Annotated in this window: 16 protein-coding genes; 6 read left to right on the forward strand and 10 right to left on the reverse strand. The window is 40.9% G+C overall.

Annotated features, from left to right (window positions below; all coding sequences use genetic code 11):
• Positions 1-24: 24 nt before the first annotated feature.
• Positions 25-1,065 carry a polyprenyl synthetase family protein gene (locus LVQ96_03725; protein MCW6170261.1) on the reverse strand — a complete coding sequence of 347 codons (1,041 nt, stop codon included), beginning with the start codon at positions 1,063-1,065 and terminating at the stop codon, positions 25-27.
• Positions 1,066-1,372: 307 nt separating this feature from the next.
• Between LVQ96_03725 and LVQ96_03730 the strand changes: the two genes are divergently transcribed.
• Positions 1,373-2,143: a hypothetical protein gene (locus LVQ96_03730; GenBank protein ID MCW6170262.1), complete on the forward strand. Its 771-nt coding sequence runs from the start codon at positions 1,373-1,375 to the stop codon at positions 2,141-2,143.
• A 37-nt stretch (positions 2,144-2,180) separates the two neighbouring features.
• Here the strand turns inward: LVQ96_03730 and meaB are convergent, their stop codons facing one another.
• The 4 genes from meaB to LVQ96_03750 form a co-directional block, all read right to left on the reverse strand.
• Positions 2,181-3,122 carry a methylmalonyl Co-A mutase-associated GTPase MeaB gene (gene meaB, locus LVQ96_03735; GenBank protein MCW6170263.1) on the reverse strand — a complete coding sequence of 314 codons (942 nt, stop codon included), beginning with the start codon at positions 3,120-3,122 and terminating at the stop codon, positions 2,181-2,183.
• A 4-nt stretch (positions 3,123-3,126) separates the two neighbouring features.
• Positions 3,127-3,570: a cobalamin B12-binding domain-containing protein gene (locus LVQ96_03740; protein MCW6170264.1), complete on the reverse strand. Its 444-nt coding sequence runs from the start codon at positions 3,568-3,570 to the stop codon at positions 3,127-3,129.
• Positions 3,542-5,263: a methylmalonyl-CoA mutase family protein gene (locus LVQ96_03745; protein ID MCW6170265.1), complete on the reverse strand. Its 1,722-nt coding sequence runs from the start codon at positions 5,261-5,263 to the stop codon at positions 3,542-3,544. Before LVQ96_03745 ends, LVQ96_03740 begins: the two co-directional genes overlap by 29 nt.
• 184 nt (positions 5,264-5,447) lie before the next feature.
• Complete coding sequence (locus LVQ96_03750; protein ID MCW6170266.1) at positions 5,448-5,837, reverse strand: hypothetical protein; 390 nt, start codon at positions 5,835-5,837, stop codon at positions 5,448-5,450.
• Between the two features lie 307 nt (positions 5,838-6,144).
• On the opposite strand from LVQ96_03750, the gene rpe reads away from it, so the two are divergent.
• Both rpe and LVQ96_03760 read left to right on the forward strand, forming a co-directional pair.
• On the forward strand, positions 6,145-6,795 hold the full coding sequence (rpe, locus tag LVQ96_03755) for a ribulose-phosphate 3-epimerase (protein ID MCW6170267.1): 651 nt from the start codon (positions 6,145-6,147) through the stop codon (positions 6,793-6,795).
• A gap of 63 nt (positions 6,796-6,858) precedes the next feature.
• Positions 6,859-7,770 (forward strand): cupin domain-containing protein, encoded by a 912-nt coding sequence (locus LVQ96_03760; protein MCW6170268.1) that lies wholly within the window; start codon positions 6,859-6,861, stop codon positions 7,768-7,770.
• A gap of 5 nt (positions 7,771-7,775) precedes the next feature.
• Here LVQ96_03760 and LVQ96_03765 read toward each other — a convergent pair whose 3' ends face one another.
• Positions 7,776-8,759 carry an alcohol dehydrogenase catalytic domain-containing protein gene (locus LVQ96_03765; GenBank protein ID MCW6170269.1) on the reverse strand — a complete coding sequence of 328 codons (984 nt, stop codon included), beginning with the start codon at positions 8,757-8,759 and terminating at the stop codon, positions 7,776-7,778.
• A 354-nt stretch (positions 8,760-9,113) separates the two neighbouring features.
• On the opposite strand from LVQ96_03765, the gene LVQ96_03770 reads away from it, so the two are divergent.
• The 3 genes from LVQ96_03770 (at position 9,114) to LVQ96_03780 (ending at position 17,264) form a co-directional block, all read left to right on the forward strand.
• Positions 9,114-9,968, forward strand: a complete 855-nt coding sequence (locus tag LVQ96_03770; GenBank protein ID MCW6170270.1) for a tyrosine-type recombinase/integrase — start codon at positions 9,114-9,116, stop codon at positions 9,966-9,968.
• Positions 9,969-10,125: 157 nt separating this feature from the next.
• Positions 10,126-16,488 (forward strand): glycosyltransferase family 39 protein, encoded by a 6,363-nt coding sequence (locus tag LVQ96_03775; protein MCW6170271.1) that lies wholly within the window; start codon positions 10,126-10,128, stop codon positions 16,486-16,488.
• Positions 16,485-17,264: a hypothetical protein gene (locus LVQ96_03780; GenBank protein ID MCW6170272.1), complete on the forward strand. Its 780-nt coding sequence runs from the start codon at positions 16,485-16,487 to the stop codon at positions 17,262-17,264. Before LVQ96_03775 ends, LVQ96_03780 begins: the two co-directional genes overlap by 4 nt.
• Positions 17,265-17,544: 280 nt before the next feature.
• Here the strand turns inward: LVQ96_03780 and LVQ96_03785 are convergent, their stop codons facing one another.
• The 4 genes from LVQ96_03785 to LVQ96_03800 form a co-directional block, all read right to left on the reverse strand.
• Positions 17,545-18,207 carry a hypothetical protein gene (locus tag LVQ96_03785; GenBank protein MCW6170273.1) on the reverse strand — a complete coding sequence of 221 codons (663 nt, stop codon included), beginning with the start codon at positions 18,205-18,207 and terminating at the stop codon, positions 17,545-17,547.
• A gap of 526 nt (positions 18,208-18,733) precedes the next feature.
• Complete coding sequence (locus LVQ96_03790; GenBank protein ID MCW6170274.1) at positions 18,734-20,080, reverse strand: DHH family phosphoesterase; 1,347 nt, start codon at positions 20,078-20,080, stop codon at positions 18,734-18,736.
• A gap of 10 nt (positions 20,081-20,090) precedes the next feature.
• The gene (locus LVQ96_03795) at positions 20,091-20,528 is read right to left on the reverse strand and encodes a 30S ribosomal protein S15 (GenBank protein MCW6170275.1); all 438 of its coding nucleotides are present in this window, start codon (positions 20,526-20,528) and stop codon (positions 20,091-20,093) included.
• Positions 20,529-20,653: 125 nt separating this feature from the next.
• The gene (locus LVQ96_03800) at positions 20,654-20,866 is read right to left on the reverse strand and encodes a CDGSH iron-sulfur domain-containing protein (GenBank protein ID MCW6170276.1); all 213 of its coding nucleotides are present in this window, start codon (positions 20,864-20,866) and stop codon (positions 20,654-20,656) included.
• Between the last annotated feature and the right edge of the window lie 23 nt (positions 20,867-20,889).

Raw genomic sequence — 20,889 nt, forward strand, 5'->3', positions numbered from 1 at the left:
GACCAAAACAGAATTTGACTGCTATTAATTCTTTCTATCTATGACGTAGTACGCAAGGCCTTTCAGAAAATCCTTTACTTGCCTATCACCGTTGATCATGGATAAGTATTCTATAGCTTTATCAGACATGTTTCTCACGATTTTCAATGAATAATCATAGGATCCTGTGTCTACGACAATCTTCTTAAGACGTTCAAAATCCATATCCGAAACATTGCCCGAACTCAAGCATTTGTGGATGAAAGCACGATCCTTATCATTCGATCTCTCCAGGGCTTTAAGCATTAAAAGCGTCTTCTTTCCCTCGTTTACGTCGCTCTTTATCGATTTGCCAGTTTCGTCTTCCTTTCCAAAGAGTCCCAGAATGTCGTCATAAACCTGGAATGCCGTCCCGAGTAAAGAGCCGTAATAACTTAGAGGAGCCAGATTCTCATTTGTTCCTGAAAGGATCGCACCGAGCATGAGTGGCCCTTCGATGGTGTACTTTGCGGTCTTGTATATGTGCATTCTGAAAAGGTCGTTCTGCTTGAAGTTCTTGTTGTAAGCCGAATCTATATCTATCAATTGCCCGTAACCTGTCGTTTCTATTATGTCGGAAAGTAACAAATTTGCCCGGATCAGGTTTTCAGCTTCCAGACCACTGGTAAGAAGTGCCTTATGGGCAAGAGCATCCGCAAGATCCCCCGCTATGATCGCGATGTTTTGTGAAACACGGTTGGCGATTTCAGGTTCTGCATTTACGAGCGATCTTGCTCTGACATATAAACTCGGTTTTCCTCGTCGTGTTTCGCTCTGATCCATGATGTCGTCGTGTATGAGGAGATAACTCTGGGCAAGCTCTATAGATATAGCAGCTCTGAATATGCGATCATCAGCTTTTCTAAACAATCTGTAACCCATTATTACGAAAATAGGTCGTAGGCGTTTGCCTCCGGAAAGGGTGAACTCCGTAATCAATTTTGAGACAGATTTTCCGATACTGTCTAGATTTTTTGGAATACACTCATCGAAAAAAGACTCTATTTCCTGGTCAATTCTAAAGCGAAGCTCCTTAATTATTGCCATAGGATACTGATCTTGCATAGCTTTATCTAATAGAAAATCAGCAGATAGCATTTAAAGATCATGGTCAATTGCTAGCGATAACAGTCTATGTTAATTTTGGTTGCAAACGATTTTTTTCTTGCTTAGCGACCTTTTATTCCAGAGTAGGCCAATTGCATGGAAATGGTTCTTTAATAGGGTCCATTTTATCAGAATTGAAATTGAACAACGTCATTTAATGCACATAAGAATGTACGGTCTTTTCCTTTAGCAAACGGAATTGAGCGAACGGGCAAAGAAATTTATTTTAGCCTGTGTTCTTCATGAAATGATAACGGCATTTGTCGGCAAAGGAGGCGTCGGAAAAACTTCCATTGCCTCCGCATATGCACTCAATCTTTCCGAGAAATCAAAAACGCTTCTTGTTTCCACTGATTTCATGAGTTCGCTTTCGTACATTTTTACCGAAGCCGTGAAAAACTTGGACGTAATGACTCTCAGTGAAAGTGAAGTTTCTGAGATGTGGAAATCCGCTTACGGAGAGGAGGTTTATTCAATAGTGAGTGAATTTGTCGACACAGATCGATCTATACTGGATCATATAGCAACGAGTCCTGGCGTAGCGGAAGAATTCATTATCAGCAAGATAACAGATCTTGACGATTCGGATTCATACAAAAACATTGTCTGGGATACTCCCGCCTCCTCGTCAACGATGCACCTGCTCAAGGTAGAGAGAGAATTTTATGAGCACCTTGGAAGAGACATAAAATTCGTTCTTAGGATTAAATCCGGGATAAGCAAGGATCGTGCAATCAAGATTATAAAGAGCTGGCAGGATCTATCAGCAAGGGTATGGAATACCCTCCAGAAATCAAGATTCGTTTTGGTAACAACTCCTGACGAACTTAGCGTGCTGCAGAGTGCAGAGATAGAAAGCGATCTTGAGACAATGGGGCTTTCTGCTCAACAACACATATGTAACAGGTTCATGAATAACAGGATGAGCGGGTATAGATGCGACATCAATATCGGTGAATTCTCCGGTAACTCAAGAGAAGTCATCGAAAAAATCCGCCCGAATCTTTATTCGCTTTGAAATGAAGAAAATGGTGCTTGGCGCACAGACACAACAATTACTTATCTTCATCGTGAAGGATCGCATCAACAACGCTGTAGATATCCACGCCACCTTTTAGCAGGGTCTTGCTATTCTTTTGTTCTGAGAGAAATGTATTCATTTTTCTTTCAAAAGTTCTCCTAAGTTCTTCCATAGCGACTACTTTCAGTTCTTTCCTTATTATCTCCTCTTTCGCACTGTCGTTAGCCTGAATGTAATCCATGTGCGCGCCTATTCTGGAAATTAACTCCTCATATCCAGTTCCGTCTAAAGAATTAACTCCTAAAACTGGTATTTTCCATCCCTTTTGCGGGGACATAGCTAGGGTGTCCTGTATGTCCTTCAGTGCGATGTAAGCACCCGGAAGATCGATCTTGTTTACAACAAATATACTGGCTATCTCCATGATGCCCGCTTTCAATGCTTGGATCTGATCACCAAGACCAGGTCCGAGAACTACCACTACCGTATGTGCAAGATTCACAACCTCTATGTCTGATTGGCCAGCTCCGACTGTCTCAACAATTATGTAATCTGATCCTCCAGCATCGAGTATTTTGACTGTTTCCCAGATAGAGGCGGTGAGTCCGCCCTCCATACCCCTGGAAGCGATGCTTCTCATGAAAATACCGTTCCTTGCAAGAGATTCCTGCATCCTTATTCTGTTACCGAGAAATGCACCGCCGGAGAACGGACTGGAAGCATCTATGGCAACGATAGAGACGCGTTTCCCGGGCTTTGCAATCATCTCAGCTAGATGGCCTATCATGGTACTCTTCCCTATTCCCGGCGGTCCGGTTATTCCTACAATATGAGCATTTCCGATGTTTTTGTAAATCTTCTCCATAAGAATCCTGGAAATTTCTGAACCTGGTTCTCCTTCCACAATAGAGATTGCCCTGGAGATCGAGGTTTTATCTCCACGGAGAATGCCACTTATTATTTCATTTATTTTCAAGAAATCACGCCATCTTCAGCTTTCTGGCCTCTTGGGCTCTTTTTTTGACATGCTCTATAATTACGGAAAGGGGTGTTCCTGGCCCATAATTTCCTGTGATACCCATTTTCTCGAGTTTGGGTTTGTCCTCATCAGGGATCGTGCCTCCCCCGACAACGGCAATGTCCTTAATGCCACGTTTCTTCATGATATCTATCACCTTCTTGAAAACAGTGAGATGGGCTCCATTGAGCAGGCTAAGCGCAATTACATCGACGTCTTCGTTTACTGCAATTTCAACTACGTCTTCAGGCTTCGGAAGCAATCCCGGGTATATGACCTCCATTCCTGCGTCCCTGAACGCCTTGGAGAGCACAAATATTCCCCTATCATGCCCATCAATCCCGGGCTTGGCCAGAAGGACCTTTATAGGCCGATCCTTAAACAATGATTGGTTCTTTCCATTCACCGAAGATCTTTCTCCCAACGTTTGATATTTCTTCGAGCGTGGCATAAGCTTCAACAGCTTTCATGATGTAAGGGAACGTATTTTCATTTTCGGTTTTCATGGCGTTTTCCAGATCAAGCAAAGTTTTCTGCACATGAGCCTCGTTCCTTTTGCTTTTTACGTTCCTAAGCCGCGTAACCTGAGCCTTCTCGGCATTCTTGCTTATTCTCAGAATACTTATGGGCTTCTCATTTTCCTCGACATATCTGTTTGCTCCAACCATTGTCTCCTTGCCCTGCTCAAGCCTTATCTGTCTTTTATAAGATGTTGCAGCTATTTCCTTCTGTATGTAACCCTTTTTTACAGCCTCGAGTATCCCCCCAAGTCTGTCGATCTCATAAAAGTACCTGTATGTTTCCTCAACCATCCTGTCAGTTAGCCACTCAAGGTAGTACGATCCACCGAGTGGGTCGATGACATCGGGTATTCCGCTTTCCTCGGATATTATCTGCTGGGTCCTGAGGGCAACCTTAACTGCATCCTCGGATGGAAGTGCCCATGCTTCGTCGTATGAGTTTGTATGAAGACTCTGTGTTCCACCAAGAACCGCTGCCATTGCCTCTATCGTTGTCCTCACTATGTTGTTAAGAGGTTGCTGCCAAGTTAGGGTATATCCTGATGTCTGTGTATGGAACTTAAGGCCAAGACTCCTCTTGTCCGTTACTCCGTATTTCTCCTTTAGGACTTCCGCCCATATTCTTCTTGCTGCGCGAAGCTTAGCAATTTCCTCAAAAAAGTTTATGGACGAATTGAAAAAGAATGAAAGTCTTGGTGCAAATCTATCGATTTCAAGACCTGCTTGAAGGCCGAGGTCCACGTAGAAAAAACCGTCTGCGAGCGTAAAAGCTAATTCCTGAAGTGCACTTGCACCAGCTTCCCTTATATGGTATCCGGATATGCTTATATAATTCCATTTTGGCATGTTGTTTGTGCAGAATACCATCATGTCCCTAATCAGTCTTATGTGCGCTTCTGGTGGGTATATCCATTCCTTTTGTGCTATATATTCTTTGAGAATGTCTGCCTGGACAGTGCCCGCGAGTCTTTCTATAGGAATGTTTTTTTTCTGGGCTACAACTGCGTACATTGCGGTGAGAACCGCAGCAGGGGCATTTATGGTCATGGATGTACTCACTTTTGAGAGATCGATTCCTTTGAAAATGATCTCCATGTCCTTCAAGGATGACACGTTTACGCCGCATTTCCCAACCTCGCCCTCAGCCCTTTCATTGGTGCAGTCGTAACCGTAGAGAGTGGGCATGTCAAAAGCTATACTGAGTCCGGTTTCTCCATGTTTTATCAAATATCTTAACCGATGGTTTGTGTCCTCTGGAGTACCGAAACCAGAAAACATTCTCATTGTCCATCGTTTTCCCCTGTACATGTTAGGATATATGCCTCGAGTAAAGGGGTATTCACCAGGCATCCCTAACCTCTTCTTTTCATAATCGCTCGGAATGTCTTCGGATGAGTAAATCTCCTTCAGGTCAAAACTCGATGAATTCGTATATTCTGTGGGTGAAAAATGTGTCTTTTCATTCCAAGGATTCAATGTTCTTTTCTTCCAAGTGTCATAATCTTTATTGAAACCCGCCTTTGATCGCTCCATCTCTTCCAACTTTTTTTGCCAGAAAGATTTAGTTTTGGATGGCATAATATCATTAATTAATTTTCGGTTTAATACGTTATCGGTGACATCCTCCTAAAATTCTATGAAGGTTGTCATGGATGTTCTTGATTAAAGTGATGGAATTTTCTTAAATTGCAGTTTTCAATGCGGGGAATAATAGAGTCATCTCTTTGCCTTGAAAAAATTAAACTTTAAAAAATCCAGATAATCACCAGTAGTCCTTATTTATTAAGTCATCGTAAAGATTAGTGAGATAATTTTTCATATCCAGCTCCCTGTCGGTAAGCACTCTGAGAGCATTTGTTACCTGGAGACCTTTATATTCTTCAGCCATCAAAGAGAATATCTTACTGAAATCGTTTGACATTTTCATCGCAAATATCAGTACACTTCTCAAATCATTTGGGTCTGTTTCGTCCGAATCTTCTGCAATGATGTGATCAAGCATTTCGTAGTCAACTGGCTGGGAATCTGGTGAGAGTTCGTCTAGGGAACCTGTTTCTATAGCAGATTTAATGAGTTCAGTATCCTCTTTCTCGGAATTTTCAACTTTAGTCAATATTTTCCTTACATGATCCAGAGATGATTCTTGGTACATTTTATGGTACTGATTTATCAATTTTAATTTTAGCTTTATTACACGTTGAAATATCTCATTGGTCAGATCTTTCTGTGATCTACCGGATATTGACTTAGGTTTTTGGTTCTCGTGGCTTATCATTACAATCAACGAATGGTTTCACCTTAATAAGTATTTCCATGGAAATTTCTACACCTATAAATATTATATATAGGTTTTTAGAGCAAATGGTCATTTGATAGAGAAGTTAACCTGAACCGCAAAAGAATACGCTGAATGTAAAGTCATTGAACATGTTTTAATCATAGTTAGCAATTACTTTTTCGTGAAAGTTTCGCCATCATTGATATCTTCGCGTTTGGAGCAGTTAGAAAATCAAATCTCTGAGTGCGATAGTGCCGGTGCTTATAGTTATCACGTGGACGTTATGGATGGCCATTTCGTTCCAAATATAACCGTTGGATCTGATTTTGTAAAGGCAGTGCGACGATGCACGGCAAAGCCGATTGAGGCACATTTAATGATCGAGCGGCCCGATCACTATTATAAAAGCTTCATAGATGCCGGAGCAGACATACTAACTGTCCATTCCGAGTGTTTGGTGGATTTTGTCGATCTTCGGAAGAAAATTTATGCGGAAGGCAAAAAAATGGGTATTGCAGTGAATCCGGAGACTCGAATTTCGGATATTCTCCCAGATTTTTATGGTGCAGAACTTCTGGTCATCATGTCTGTTCACCCCGGATTCTCATACCAAAAGTTCCTAGATTATGTAAAACCAAAAATTTCTGAATCTAGACAGATAATTGATGAGCGCGGCCTCGGGATTCAGATTGAGATTGATGGCGGAGTGAATGATGTTACAGGGAATGAGTGTGCAAAACTAGGCGCGGACATCCTTGTTTCCGCATCATATATATTCTCGAATGGGATTAAAGAACCTATTCAGGCGCTTAAATCCTTGCCAAAGGCTTGAATTTACATCTGAGACCAAGAAAAATTCAATAGTTAATTTCTTATATCTACTTTTAGTGGTTATATGAAAATAATTGTTGCGAAAAAAACTGATTTAAATGAAATACCAGCTACTGCAATAAGGCTAGATATTGCTTGGAAACTTTTCCTTCCAAATTCCTTTGGCCAAATACCAACGGGAGGCAATGATAGAGACTTCATGTCTCTTACGAATTTTTTGTGGAACGAACTTGGTAAATTCAGCGGACGCCTAAGGAAGGACCTCCCTGAAAAGTTATGGATTATGGTTCCTGATCTTGACAATGCTGGATTCAGGTATGTGGAACGCATTGCTTCTATGTGGTCTGATGAAGTCAAGGAATACCGTGCACCTGATGGTAACGTTCCATCAGAAAAGGAGGCATGGATTCCCCCTACCACCGATGTTTTTTCGGACGAATCGCTGTTCCCGGAAGAGGAGGCGTTGACACTGAAGGAGCCGGAAGGCACGACAAGGTTTCTCATGCCTCTGCTCGGAATGGGGCGGGCATTTATGCGAACCTACTGGATTGGAAAAGACAGCACTTATTCAAGACTCCATAGTCATTCTGCCGTTGATGAATACTACCTTGTTTTGAACGGTCAAGGAACTTTGCGCATGGGCGGGAAGGAGATTTCCATGAAACCAGGTATGCTTATTTCTAAACCGACAGGGCCAGATATGACAAGTCAGTTTATTGCAGACAGAGGAGAGGAACTAAAAATTCTCGATATAGAGGTATGGCCTGATGCGACCAGGACTGCAAAAGATTTAGTTTATTATCCCGATCATAATGAGATTCTTCTTCGTGGCATAGGCTGGTCAAATTCGCTGCCTTATGAATCAATAATGAGTGCGAAAGATCTGGATGAAAATTATGATCTTGGGTATACCAGGAACGAAGATGGATCATGGAGTCCAAAAGATGTGCCGGGCATGAAGCGAAGGGAAAAATAAAAATGTCACTTTTTCATATTTATTAGGATTCTTCCCTCATGTCTTTTCTGGAAGTCCGAAAGAGCTTGTTTTAATTCGCTAATCGGGTACTCCTTGAATTTTTTTATCCGCAATTGGTAATCGCGGGCAATAGAAATTATTTCGTGAAGATCTTTCCTTGTTCCGCCGGTTGAGCCAACGATTGTTGTTTCTCTGGAATAAATCTTTGATATGTCAAGCGAAGCTTCTTTCCCAGTTTGAATTCCAAATGTCACCAATCTTCCTGAGACGGATAAATGCTTCGACGATTCATCCCAAAATTCTGAGCCAAGAGAATTTACCACTATATCCGCAGTGAGATCTTGAGGCACACTTTTTGTACTGAATACCTCGTCGCATCCAAAGGACTTAATCCATAGGTTCCTAGAAACGCCATATACGTGCATTCCCATAATTTTCGCAAACTGAACAATAAACATTCCAGTATTCCCTGAAGCCCCATATACAAGAATCGATTCTCCGCTTCTTGCACTTACGCGTTTCAGAGCATGGTAGGCAGTTAGTCCAGCAACGGGAAGACTAGCGGCTACGTCCTCATCCAAATAATCCTCCATTTTGAAAAGATTCTTTTCTGGAACAGAAACGTATTCCTGGTAACCCCCGTCCGTGATTACGCCCCAAATTCCGCCATTTATGCAGAGGTGTTCCCTGTTTGTGATGCACTTTTCACAAGTGCCGTCAAAGACTCTGTTGTATATTATGACTCGATCTCCTCTGTTTATTAACTTGCCATCTGTTACTGCTGTCCCAATCACTTCTGTACCCGGGACATGTGGTATAGGACTAATATTGTATATAAGTTTACCATTAATTAGGTTATAATCTACGGGATTCAAGCCCCCTTTATCCACTTGTATCAGCACGTCCCCGGTCGCTATCGACGGCATATCCTTTTCTGTTACCCTTAAATGTTCATTACCAAATTCTGGACCTATAGTTGCAGCTTTCATTATATTCTGATTCAACTCTGATTTAAAAGAGTTATTGATAAAGCTAAGCTTTTATTTTTTAGAATGGTAGGAAGTATTCCGATCATTTGTGAAGATATGCCCAAGATCTTTTGGCAGCCATTAACTCAAATTCTGCTTTTGTTCTAAAGTGGAATAAATCTGTGATTTTTACTCTTGCCAACGATTTTTTCTTTCCATTGTTGTGAAATTCTCCTATGGAGGTTGACCATGACTTGTTTTCACTAGAGCATTATGTTTTTGATCTAAAGAGGTTCGAATTTTAGCTCTAAATAGCCTAAGGAAAATTCATCTATACATTTTTATTGTGCTTTTGTTTACCTCAATTGATATCTTTTGCGCGACATTAATTTCAATAAAGACATTGAAAATTTTCGTTCGTATATGATCGGTGAGCGAAAAAGTCCCTACACGGTTAAGGAATATTCCTTTCTTGTCTCTCTTTTCCTCAATTTCGTCAAAAAGAAGCCCGAGCAATGTACATCTGCTGATATTGAACGTTTCAAGCACTTTGTCTCCGTGGAGAAGAAATATAAAAAAACCAGTCAGTATTTAGCTATAAAAGCCATAAGGTTTTTTTTTAAGTCGAGATCGGTTGTACCTCCTTTGAATCTTACGGCTCCGCAGAGACCCGTGCATATGCCTTCATACCTGAACGAGAGTGAAGCAAGGACACTTATCACATTTTCAAAGAATGACCTTAAAGCAAATCTGATTATCAATATACTCGCATATACTGGTATTCGCGTCGGGGAACTTTGTAAATTAAACATACAGGATGTTGATGTTGAGGAAGGCGTGATACGGATACGGTCTGGCAAAGGGGATAAGGATAGAATTGTCATAATGCCCTCCGAATGTAAAGAGATCTTGGATCAGTATCTCATGAAGAGATATGATGCAGTTGGCGATCCTGAGCCATTGATTCTCAGTCGGAGAGGAAGAAGGTATGATTCTTCTTCAATTGAGCGCCTTGTAAAGGGAACCGCAGAAAAAGCAGGTATAAGAAAAAAGGTCACACCTCACGTATTAAGGCACACCTTTGCCACATCGGTTCTCAGAAATGGGGGCGACATACGGTTTATACAGCAGATACTGGGGCATGCAAGCGTAGCCACAACCCAGATTTATACTCATGTTGACGACAGTATGCTAAGAGAAATGTACAATAAACATAAACCGAAATATTAAGCGTGAAAGTCTGAGGTATGAAGCAAAAATTACTAAGTGAAATCCCTCTATTTATATCTTTGTTCTCCTCCATCCCTATATTCACATCTGGACACTTTTCCAATCGGATTAGTTTTTTATACACTAATTCAATTAGCTTCCTTCAGGTACAAACATAATGTATACATATAGTGATAACGAAAGGACGGAGAATTTATCAATCTGGGTCCAGAAGCATGTTGAATACATAGTAGTTGGAATTCTTATGGTATTCTACCTATTTGTGTCCAATTATTTTGCATGGGGCCCTACGTTTGTAACAGGTGGTGGGATCGCTGTTCTGCCCACATCAGGTGGAAGTGATCCATATTACAACTGGATGAACATTGTTTACTTTATTACATATCATCACTGGATAGTATTCGATCCGAGGATGAACTACCCTATCGGAACCATAAACCCTAGGAATCCTTTCTTTCACATGCTTGTTATAGTTGTAGCTGAGACCTTTGGCCCGATATTCCATGTCGGTGTAGAAACAGTGGCATTCTATGCATTTGAGGAACTTGACGCAGCCTTCGGCGCAATAATGATAATTCCTGTTTACCTAATTGGAAAGGAAATTTTTGGCAGGCGTGGGGGCCTTATCGGGGCTTTCCTCTTCGCAATCATGTCAGTGAATCTCTCCGCTGGTGTTCTCTCTGACGGAAGGATGCACACTCCAGAACTACTCTTTGCGTTATTCGTAATATATTTCTACATAAAGGCCATGAAGGCTACGAAACCAACTTATTTGCTTGATAAGATAGGTAATGCTCGTTCATTAGGATCAAATCTAGTTAACTTTTATCGAAACAATCGAGTAGCTGTTGTTTATGTAATGCTCGCTGGAGCTTCTCTGGGTGGCTTAATGCTTTCATGGCAGGGCTATGCCTACATCGAAGCGATAGTATTGATATATGTCGCTGTTCAGATTCTTACCAACTTGATAGTTAAGAAACCAAGCGGTTATCTCACATTCTATACCATAATTTTCATAGCGATAGGTTTCGCAATGGGCGCCTATTATTACCAAATATTAGGTGAAGGACCACAATGGTACAACACAGAGTTGCTTCTTGGCGTGATTATCATAGGCTTTGCTGTTCTAATGAATCTTATCAGCCGCAGGCCATGGATATTAATAATCCCCGCACTTATCCTCGCTGCCGGACTTGCCATTGTTGGTCTTGCGCACTTTTACCCGTCACTTCTGGTGAAAGTATTAGGTGGTTATGGTTACTTTATAAAAAGCAGGGTATATACAACCATAGCTGAGGCTTCAGGGGTAACAATATCAACCCTTGGTTCCTACATAAGTGGTTATGGTGGGGCGGAGTTTATCTTAGGTCTATCTGGTTTAGGTTATGTGATCTATAAATTCCTAAAGACACGTTCAGAACTCATGCTCTTCTTTGCAATTTTTTCCATAGTTTCAATTTTCATGAGTTTTGAATCTTTCAAGTTTAATATAGATGTCGCCCCTGTGTATGCAATATTAACTGCTGGACTTCTCGTTTATTTCATTGGAATAGTGAGGTTGCAGGATCTAAAGAAAAGACGCGTTAGTTCAGAGATGTCGCCAGCTAAAAGTATAAGAGGGAATATAAAGGGCTTGCAGGTTGCCTTTGTTGTGCTTGTCGTTATTGCTCTTGTTGTTCCTTCTGGATTATCTACTGTGTCATCTGGTATTCCCACAAATAACGCTGGTCATGTAAATAGTGAACTTGCATCTGCGCTGCCTTCATTCTTTGGGTTGAACGCAAGCACGATTGCATTTGCTGGAGCTTCCGGTCTATCGATAGTAAATAAGACAGATCCACAGGTTCAATCATTCTTATGGCTTGCCGGTCAGAACAAGAACGTGCCATTTGATAAACGACCTGCGTACCTTTCCTGGTGGGACTACGGATTTCAGGAAATGTATCAGGGGCAACATCCCACCGTGGCGGACGATTTCCAGCAGGGGTATGAAGTCGCTGGGCAGGTACTTCTAGCGCAGAATCAGAGCCAGATATTGTCTTTATATATTGCGCGTGTCATACAGGGAAATTATGTAAACAACAGTAATAGTTTTAGCAGCAATGTCAAAAACACGCTCATTCAGTACCTTGGAAACGCAGAGTACAAAAATGTACTTGGAGTATCACAAAATCCAGGTAGTTACACATCAATAGTATTGTCTGATCCATCACTGTACGGTAATTTTATTCCCCAGATTTCGAGCGCCAACGTTTATTTTGCCTATCTTAATGGTCAATTATCATCAAAATATTCGCTTCAATCGCTGAATGATCTATATCAACAGCTTATCTCTGAGACCGGTTATAACATAGAGTATAATCAGATAACAGTCGGATCGTCTGGGCTCTTTCCGATCTCTGCTAGTGATCCAGGTATATTTTATGCACCTGCTTTTCTAACCGATTATCAGTCATATGACTACCAGGGTGAAGTAGTTCCATATCCATTTTATAACATTATAGCCACCACTTCTAACGGAACGTTTCCACTGAATCAAACTCCGAAGGACGCCACAATTACTGGAACTAATATTTCCTATACCCAGAGTTTTTACAACTCAAGCATATATCGATTTACCATAGGTTATCCACCTTCGGTGGTCGGTTTAACAAGCGGAATACCTGGAGTCAGCACTGGTAATTCGAGTTATCCGGTTATGCCTGCGTGGAATATGAGTAACTTCGAAATTGTCTATTCTTCCAGTTATTACAATCCGTACAAAGATTACCAGAATCATCTTTCCGCTGGAAAATACATACCACTTGAACAAGCGTACAAATTGTACAAGGAAAATAATGGAACAGTTGTCTTATTTCCTCCGGCTGTTGACCTCGTTAGTGTCAATAATGAATGGGATCCGATAGTTTCATATTACCCTGGAGCCATTGTTCAGGGTAAAGTTGTCTCTGGAGACGGGAGACCTGCACCAGGCGTATATGTTACGCTCTTCGACCAATATGGTATTCCGCACGAAGTCGTGAAGACAAATGCATCTGGAGAGTACAAGTTGAATGCTGTTCCTGGAAACGATACGCTTCTATTTTCCACCGGGAAATACAACACTTTGGAGCTTTCCGGGAGCTCAACGATAGCTTCTTACAGTCTGAATGTGAGCAATTCACAGGCTGAACGGACAAACAGCTCTATAAACGTTACAACCGGACTCCCTGGCTACTATATTATCAAGAATCTTACCTTACCCGAAGATTCAGTACGCGGTACTATTGGCCTAACTTACTCTTCATCTAACTCAAATTCGGCTGCCATACCCTTTAACAGCGGGACACTAATATTCAAGAACAGCACATACAACAACAGTTTTAACATAACCGTTTCTAATGGGTATTTTGAGAAATTGAATGTACCCCCTGAAACCTACAACATTTCTCTCGTTTCTGCAGGAGATTACTACCATAATATTGGAAACGTGAGCGTGGTGGCAAATTCTACTACAACCAAAAATATTACCGTGATTCTTGATCGTATATTAGCCAAAATCTCTATTGGTTCAATTGGGATCTCCGGTATTCCTCTAAATATCACAACGACAAACGGCTTAATTGTAAAGCAGGTAGTTTCAGATTCCAATGGCACAGCTACTGCCTGGGTCACCCCAGGTAATTATTCTGTTTTCGCTGGGAACTCGTCGATAATGTCAATGGTAGGGCAAGTGTCATTTTCGACATGGGGTAAAAACTATACCTCAGATTATTCTCTTTCTCCAGCAGTGCGTGTTGTTATTATTCCTGGTCATGCCATTTCAGGAAATGCTAACGTAGAGCTTCTCAAGAACGGAAAAATGTCCGCTAACGTAACTGCTGAGAAGAGCAGCAATGGATCCTTCGTGGCAAATGTACCGATTGGTGTATACACCATATATGCTACGAATCACGCTGCGAATGGTAATTATTCATACCTGAAGACTATTGATATTAGAGCGAATTCCTCCTTCAATTTGGCAGGGAAATGGCAGAAGTCAAGCTTTGTAAATCTTTCCTCGCATAGTCCAGGGGTATCCACAGCCTATGTTGGTGATTACGAGATAATGAATTCTTCAGCTATGATCTCGTTTCCTTTCACATCCACTATTCCGCTCACTGTTCAGATACCAATAGGAATGTACAGTTTTTCAGTACTTGCTTCTACTTCGAATGGAACGGTGTACGGTAATGTTATTAACTCCGTCGGGCCATTCGTGAAAATAAGTATAACTGCTGTAAAATCTAATTACGTCAATGTAACAGCTATAAACTCAATGTCGTCTAGAAACTATACGGCCACTCCTTCTGGTCTTGTTGTTCTTTATTCTTCTTCTGGTTTACCTGTATCATTTGGAAATCTTTCCTCTGGCGCGTTCTCATTGTTGTATCCCGGTATTTCCCTAAACGGCATGTACGTCCGTTATCTTAGTTCCAGCTTCCATTCGCAAGAGATCAACGTGAAAAGCCGCTCAGTTTCATTCGGAGCAAGCCCTATTGTAACTTCTGGTTCTTTGCATTTCATCGATCCAGAAGTGAGTCCAAACGGTACCAAGGTTGCATTATATAATTCCGGGGCTAACTTCTCTGCAACGATCCAAAATAATAATATTACATTCGATCTTATTAATTCTGGAATTCCAGTAGGCGTATACTATATTGCAGTTGAAGGAATAAAGTCCGGTTTCTTGGCAGATAACCCTGTTATCGGAGTCAATGAAGGAAGATCGCCTCTCTCCAACCATACATTATCGAATTTCGGGTCCGTTAAAGCAAACGGATCGACGACCACGAACATCTATTATCTTAATGGCACAGAAGTGAGTTCGCCTGAACAGCTGATCTTCGGGCAATATTACGTTTATGCATATTCCTCGACTGAAGGTGTAAACATCTCTCTGGTCAATGTTAATGGTTTCATATCATTCTCCCCAAAATATAATCCCTATGCACAGTTAAATCTAAGTAACACTCTCGGAAATAATCAGGGAACGTATCTTCTCGTTGGTAACGGATTTGGCATATCTCTTTCTTCTGGATCTACTCCTGTACCTTTAGGGTATTATTCAGTAGTGTATCATGGAAGAATGGCAAATTCATCTGGATCCTATTCGCTAGCTGGCACAATCCAAGTTTATGTGACTAAGAACACATTTGTATCTGTTCCGGTCTTAGCTAAGCCAATGCTCACAACAGTAAAAGGTGTATTGTCATTCAACGGAGTAGCATCTAGCTTAAGCACTATAGTGTTTTATTCGGCAAATTACACCAAGGTGGCAAATACCAATATTGCAGGTGAGTATTCTGTTTCGTTGGCTACTTCAAACTACACGGTGTACGTTCAGGACAACAGTCTAGATTCTGCATTTTTACAGAACCTAGCGATATCTCCTTTTACCAGCAGTCTAAGTTATAACATTAGTATGCAACCTGCTTACAAGGTCAAGGTTTATGTGACCTTGGGGACATCCACAATTAATAATAATGTAACACTATCAACCAATCTGGGCAGTAACTATATGTTCAATAGTTCACGTGTATCGCTTCTGCTCCCGTATGGGACATACACTTTTGAAACATCCTTCTCCAGTTCCATGGTTGCTGCTAACAATTCGTCCATATCTGTCGCTTACAGTGCGTCGTCAACAACTCTTATTAATTCACCAAGTTCTGTTTTCTTGAACATGCAAATAATACCAAAGACGGACTTTAAGTTAACACCAGAGCAACATAAGCCTAATATCACACCGAAGGTACCATTTAGTTATAAATTTTCGATTCAAAATACAGGCAATGTTGCAGAGTTCATTAAACTGAGCTCAGGGGCGACAGGCTGGACAGCTACTTTTAACACATCTACAATGAATCTCGAACCCGGCCAAATTGCAAACGTGACTGGTAATTTCAGCGATGTGGGAAATGTCGCTTATGGCAACAATTCCGTACCCATCAGCGTAACTTATTCTAACTCAACCAAATCATATACCCTCCCTGTATTCGTTAATGAATTCCTATCCTATTCCGTTCATAAGTCCCCTGAATCTATGGTTGGGGGAAAATTAGACATTCCCGTGGTTCTGAATAATACTGGGAATGCTAAAATTACTTTAAATTTCAGGATCATTGATCCAACATACATTACGAACAGATCATGGACTCCATTATTGGAGATCAACAATGTAACATCAAATTCCACAACGGTTAATTATGATTCCAGTACGGTTCTAAATGTTCTGTTGAAGCCTTCGAATAATAGTTCTCCCATCTATAATTTTAATTTCAATATTGAAATTTACAATAAAACCGTCGGGTATCAGAATCAGACCTTGAGTGTGGTACATCTGGGGTCGATCCAGGTGGGTTCACATGTCACCGGGAATAAGATCATATCTAATTATACTGGAAATCCCTACGAGGCACTTTACACAGGGCTAATTGTTATAGCTGTTGCAGTTGTTGCCGGGTTCGTTGTTACAATCTTAAGAGGTAGGAAGAGATGAAGAAAGTTATTTTGGCACTCATTGTTGTAATGATACTCCTGGGATCATCTCTTCTGGTTGTGTCCAATGCATCTGGTTACGCTCCTCCGCTTGCCTCCACTCTCACGCTTCCATCATATATCGGTGAAGGGCAGAACTTTACGCTTTACGTGAACGACACAACCGGATTCTCCAATTATTCAGTAACTGTTTACATAGCAGGCCAGAATATGACTGGGGCAAGCCCATCATTTTCCTATCACAACACTTCAAAGTCTCCGAATTTCGCTATTAACTTTAAGGCTCCATTTTATGCCCAAACTTTGCACATGCAGGTGTTCTCAACAGGAAATTATAACGGTAAAACAGTTAGTTCTCCGAAGTATAATACGAGCATAAAGGTCATTGCGCCGATTACATTTGTTGTATCTGTCAGTAATCCTGGAACCGGTTATGTAAAGAATCTGACAATAGATTTTTACATGGATAGTACTCAAGTGCATTCGGAAGTCATTTCATCACTAGGTCCCGGAAGCTCGGTTAACGTGACATACAACTATACAAATCCCGCAATTTCAAACGGAGTCCATACACTAGGTGTGTCTACTTCGAATCCTTTGATTGAAATTAATGGTAAGACCGGGCTCGTGACCATAAAGTTCTATTACGGATCGCCTCCAAACTATACCTGGATATATTATGTAGCAGCCGTCGTTGCGGTATTCATGGCTCTCCTCGCGTATTCCGCCGGCAGAAGAAATAAACCAAAGGTTTCGAAACCCAAGTGGAAAACGTAACATTTTTCCTGGATATTCTTATAATGCGAATTAGAAAAGTTATTGATGAATGGCTAACGATACAGTATAATGATCATACAGTTTGTGGATTGATCGAAACGGATCTAATTTGAAGTTAGGGTGGAACATTTTAAGATCCATACTATTGGAATTCTGTGAGTCAAGCCGATATGGTCGCGAAGTTCAACAATAATCATCATCCTATTTTATGGATAAGTGACCACCCGTCAATTATACAGATGTTCCCTTAACCAAAAGAATGGAAAGGCAAAGCGTAGAATCAGTTTTGAGACGCCATAATGGCTCTTCTTAATGTGATGAATTCACGATCATAAGCATCTTTTCTGTGTATCCCATTTTGAATTTCTGGAGAAATTCTATAGTTTTCTTCAACGCCTGCTATTCGCGCTGCAGATAATGCATTGTCATGTAATTTATGAGGAAAGCTTGTGTATTTTTCGTCCACTACCTTCACATGTATATCCTTTTCAGACAGCAATCGCCTTATGTAGTCTCTGTTAGGGATATCCCCATTGCCCATCTTGACTTCTAAAAATTCATATTTGTACTCGTAGATAATTCCTGTAATGTCTTCCAGCAGTTTTTCTGGGCTTGAACATTCGTAGGCTTCCGTTAGTATTCCGTCCGCAAGTATCGCTATTCCCGGATACGGTCCTGGATCAATTCCTATGAATAATTCACGAAAGGAATTCTTCAGGAAGAGAGCTGGCAATGCTTTTCTAAGTCCTTCTCTCGGGGTATCTGCTTTAAACTGGATTTCAGAGCATTCTTGATCCTTGGACGAACTTAGGACGGCTTTTACATCGGGGGGAACGTTTTGTAGGTCTATAAGGCTCGCAAAAGGGAGATTCCATCTCCTCAACAACTGGATTGAATCGTGGTAAAATTTGAAATCATGGGTAAAAACCCCAACCCTAGGCATTCAACATATAATTCTTCATTGGATTAAAGGTTTTGTGGAAGTTTCTTTAAAATTTTGAGGGGTAAACCGGATAACTGGATCAGAGATCGTATCGCAAATGTGAGCTTAGATATGTTATTGCATGAACATTTTCACATTGTTAAACTTGAGTTCATACTAAATTTAATTTTGCTCTTACTCTGTTTCTGAAATTAGTGCCTTTTACTTTCACTCTTTAGGTGAATTCTCTTGGAACTATCCTAGTACCAACGCGCATTCGGTCAACTTATTGCCAAATAAGAACAGATTCGTGATGTTAACTCGTGAATAACGGCTCACTTAGTGAATCATTCATCTATCTCGTGAATGGTCCATTGGCTCGAACCCGGCAGGATAGGACAAGAACATTACCCCCGAAAATGGATTGGGGTATTTTTTAACATTCATGGACTGATGTTTTGTTAAAGAGTAATTCCCATTCGTCCCGTAATATTCAATCAGTGTACTTCGACTCGCTACTTTGTGTAATTGAACCAAATGTGGAAATTCAAGTAGTTTCCCGATGCCCTAGCTGACCGCCTATGATATTGTTAGCGATTTCTATAAACTGTTTCTCTTTTCCTCGTGGTATAATCGCCCCGGCTGCAATATCGTGTCCCCCACCACTGCCGCCTACCTGGGAAGCTGATTCTTTCATTACTGTGGAGAGGTTTAACCCTCGACTTAAAAGCGGCCTAGCAGCCCTGGAACTTATTTTAGTGTCGCTATCGCCAACATTAATGCCAACGAGCGGCTTGTCTTGTTTTAGGACGTAAAGGGTTAGTATGCCGCTAATTGCACCTGTCATCTCCTGCTCGGGAGCATAAAAATACCTTACATTTTTTTCCTCAAAAATTTCTTTAAAGACACGATAGGTATATTCAATGAGTTTTGACTTGTAGATTTTCCAATTATTTATCATAGCATCCTGTAAGCCTTTTTCGCCGAGGAAGTAACCAACTGGGACTCCGTTTTCACCAAGCTTCGAATTTCCATCTATGATTGTGGAGAGTTCTTTTGACGAGAAACCGAGATCCCGGAAGAAGAAGATGTCACTTTCAAGATACTTTATGCTCTCCGACGAAACACCCTGTTGGAGCAGTCGAAGAGCAAGGAATTCAAACAATTTCTTTGAGTCTGAATCTGTTATTGAATTCAAGGCGATGCTCGGGTCCAAGCCAATGCCTTCTAGCGCTGTTTTTACGTTTTCCGGTTTTCCCGAGAGGTTGTAAATGAAAGGATCGATAGAGAAAGTAAGTGCATCCCCTATATTTTCGCCCTCAAGGTTCAATGGGTGTTTTTCCTCGAGAGATTTTCCATAGTGTTCAACAATAGTGGCATTCAGACCCCTAAAACCACCTATGTCCTGTTTATCAGCTATTAGTCCGGCAATCATGAATGGCAATAGATCGGAATTTTTCTCGCTGATGGCGAGGGCCATGAGAAAAGACATCGTTGCGCCACATGCTTCCCTGGTTCCGTCTACGCCATAATCACGTGCGTTGATATTCAGACCCTTGAACTCGCTTTTCTTGTAGAAATGATGATCTAGTATGACGATGTTATCAAACTCAGGAATAAATTGCGCCTGATCTGATCCCGCATCCGCTATTACGGTAAAAATGTCAGAGGATTCCTGAACTTTTCTTCTGAAGCCATCTGGGTCAAGGGATTTTATGAAGCTAAGATCAAATTCAATCCCGCTTCTCTTCAGTACATTGCACAGAATAATGCCAGATGATGCTCCGTCACCGTCATTATGGACTAAAACTCTTATTCTTTCATTCTCTAGTATTTTTTTTGAACCTTCTTTTAAAACGCTATAGAATTCGGAGCTAATGATGTCTTTTAGCATTAAAGATACTTCAAAGCACTCTGTTTAGATTCCACTCTTCAGGAAGGTAGCCCTCTCTTTTGTAATATTTAACAAGTCTGAGGATTTTTGCCATGATAAGTCCTTGACCACGTATATTGCTCTGATCCTTTCTATTCACTTCAGTATGCGCCTTGACATTTTTGTATCTCTTGATGAGACTCATAAGATCCTCAGGAACTGGATCTGAAAGATTGTTTTCCTTAAATATCGTGTTCAATTTGGCTCCCAGTTCTGTTCTAGTTCCTGGTACCGCGTACTGATCACGTAATCTTACGCCTATAACGGAATTCGTAAGTCCACTTTTCTTTAAATCCACTGCAGTCTTGATTATCTCGTCATTTGTAAGCTGGCTTATTTTACCCTCTTCTGGTGTGTGTAACCTTCTTGACTTCGATTTTCCCCTTTTTCGTGTGTGCATTCTTGACATTTATCGCTCTCCTAACGAACCGTGATTCATATTTATTAATTTAACTTTCGCGTAAAAAAAAGTAAGGACGCATCCCTTCATTAATAAATCATGTAAAATTTGAAAGAAAAAGATTTTTGATCCTCTCACTTAGGATTTTCATAAAAGTTCGTCATCTTAACTCTTTTTCCCTCACTGTCATAAAAGAATGTGCCTTCTTTTTCATCAAGGGCTAACTTGTGGTGCCCATCGCAATACGGTTTGTTTTCTGAAAGACCGCATCCACAAAGATGCAACTCCTGATCGCCCACTTTAACAATGTATGGTCTGTTTCTCTCATGTAATACAAGTCTAGACATTTTTAATCTATCAATAATAGAAT

The organism is Thermoplasmatales archaeon, from assembly GCA_026127925.1.
In the GTDB taxonomy this organism is placed as follows: domain Archaea; phylum Thermoplasmatota; class Thermoplasmata; order Thermoplasmatales; family Thermoplasmataceae; genus JAKAYB01.

Coding starts and splice junctions, on each gene's coding strand:
- LVQ96_03745 (MCW6170265.1), bottom strand. CDS start 5,263: ATGCCATCCAAAACTAAATCTTTCTGGCAAAAAAAGTTGGAAGAGATG.
- LVQ96_03750 (MCW6170266.1), bottom strand. CDS start 5,837: ATGTACCAAGAATCATCTCTGGATCATGTAAGGAAAATATTGACTAAA.
- LVQ96_03790 (MCW6170274.1), bottom strand. CDS start 20,080: ATGCTAAAAGACATCATTAGCTCCGAATTCTATAGCGTTTTAAAAGAA.
- LVQ96_03760 (MCW6170268.1), top strand. CDS start 6,859: ATGAAAATAATTGTTGCGAAAAAAACTGATTTAAATGAAATACCAGCT.
- LVQ96_03780 (MCW6170272.1), top strand. CDS start 16,485: ATGAAGAAAGTTATTTTGGCACTCATTGTTGTAATGATACTCCTGGGA.
- LVQ96_03730 (MCW6170262.1), top strand. CDS start 1,373: ATGATAACGGCATTTGTCGGCAAAGGAGGCGTCGGAAAAACTTCCATT.
- LVQ96_03765 (MCW6170269.1), bottom strand. CDS start 8,759: ATGAAAGCTGCAACTATAGGTCCAGAATTTGGTAATGAACATTTAAGG.
- LVQ96_03725 (MCW6170261.1), bottom strand. CDS start 1,065: ATGGCAATAATTAAGGAGCTTCGCTTTAGAATTGACCAGGAAATAGAG.
- LVQ96_03785 (MCW6170273.1), bottom strand. CDS start 18,207: ATGCCTAGGGTTGGGGTTTTTACCCATGATTTCAAATTTTACCACGAT.
- LVQ96_03795 (MCW6170275.1), bottom strand. CDS start 20,528: ATGTCAAGAATGCACACACGAAAAAGGGGAAAATCGAAGTCAAGAAGG.
- LVQ96_03775 (MCW6170271.1), top strand. CDS start 10,126: ATGTATACATATAGTGATAACGAAAGGACGGAGAATTTATCAATCTGG.
- LVQ96_03800 (MCW6170276.1), bottom strand. CDS start 20,866: ATGTCTAGACTTGTATTACATGAGAGAAACAGACCATACATTGTTAAA.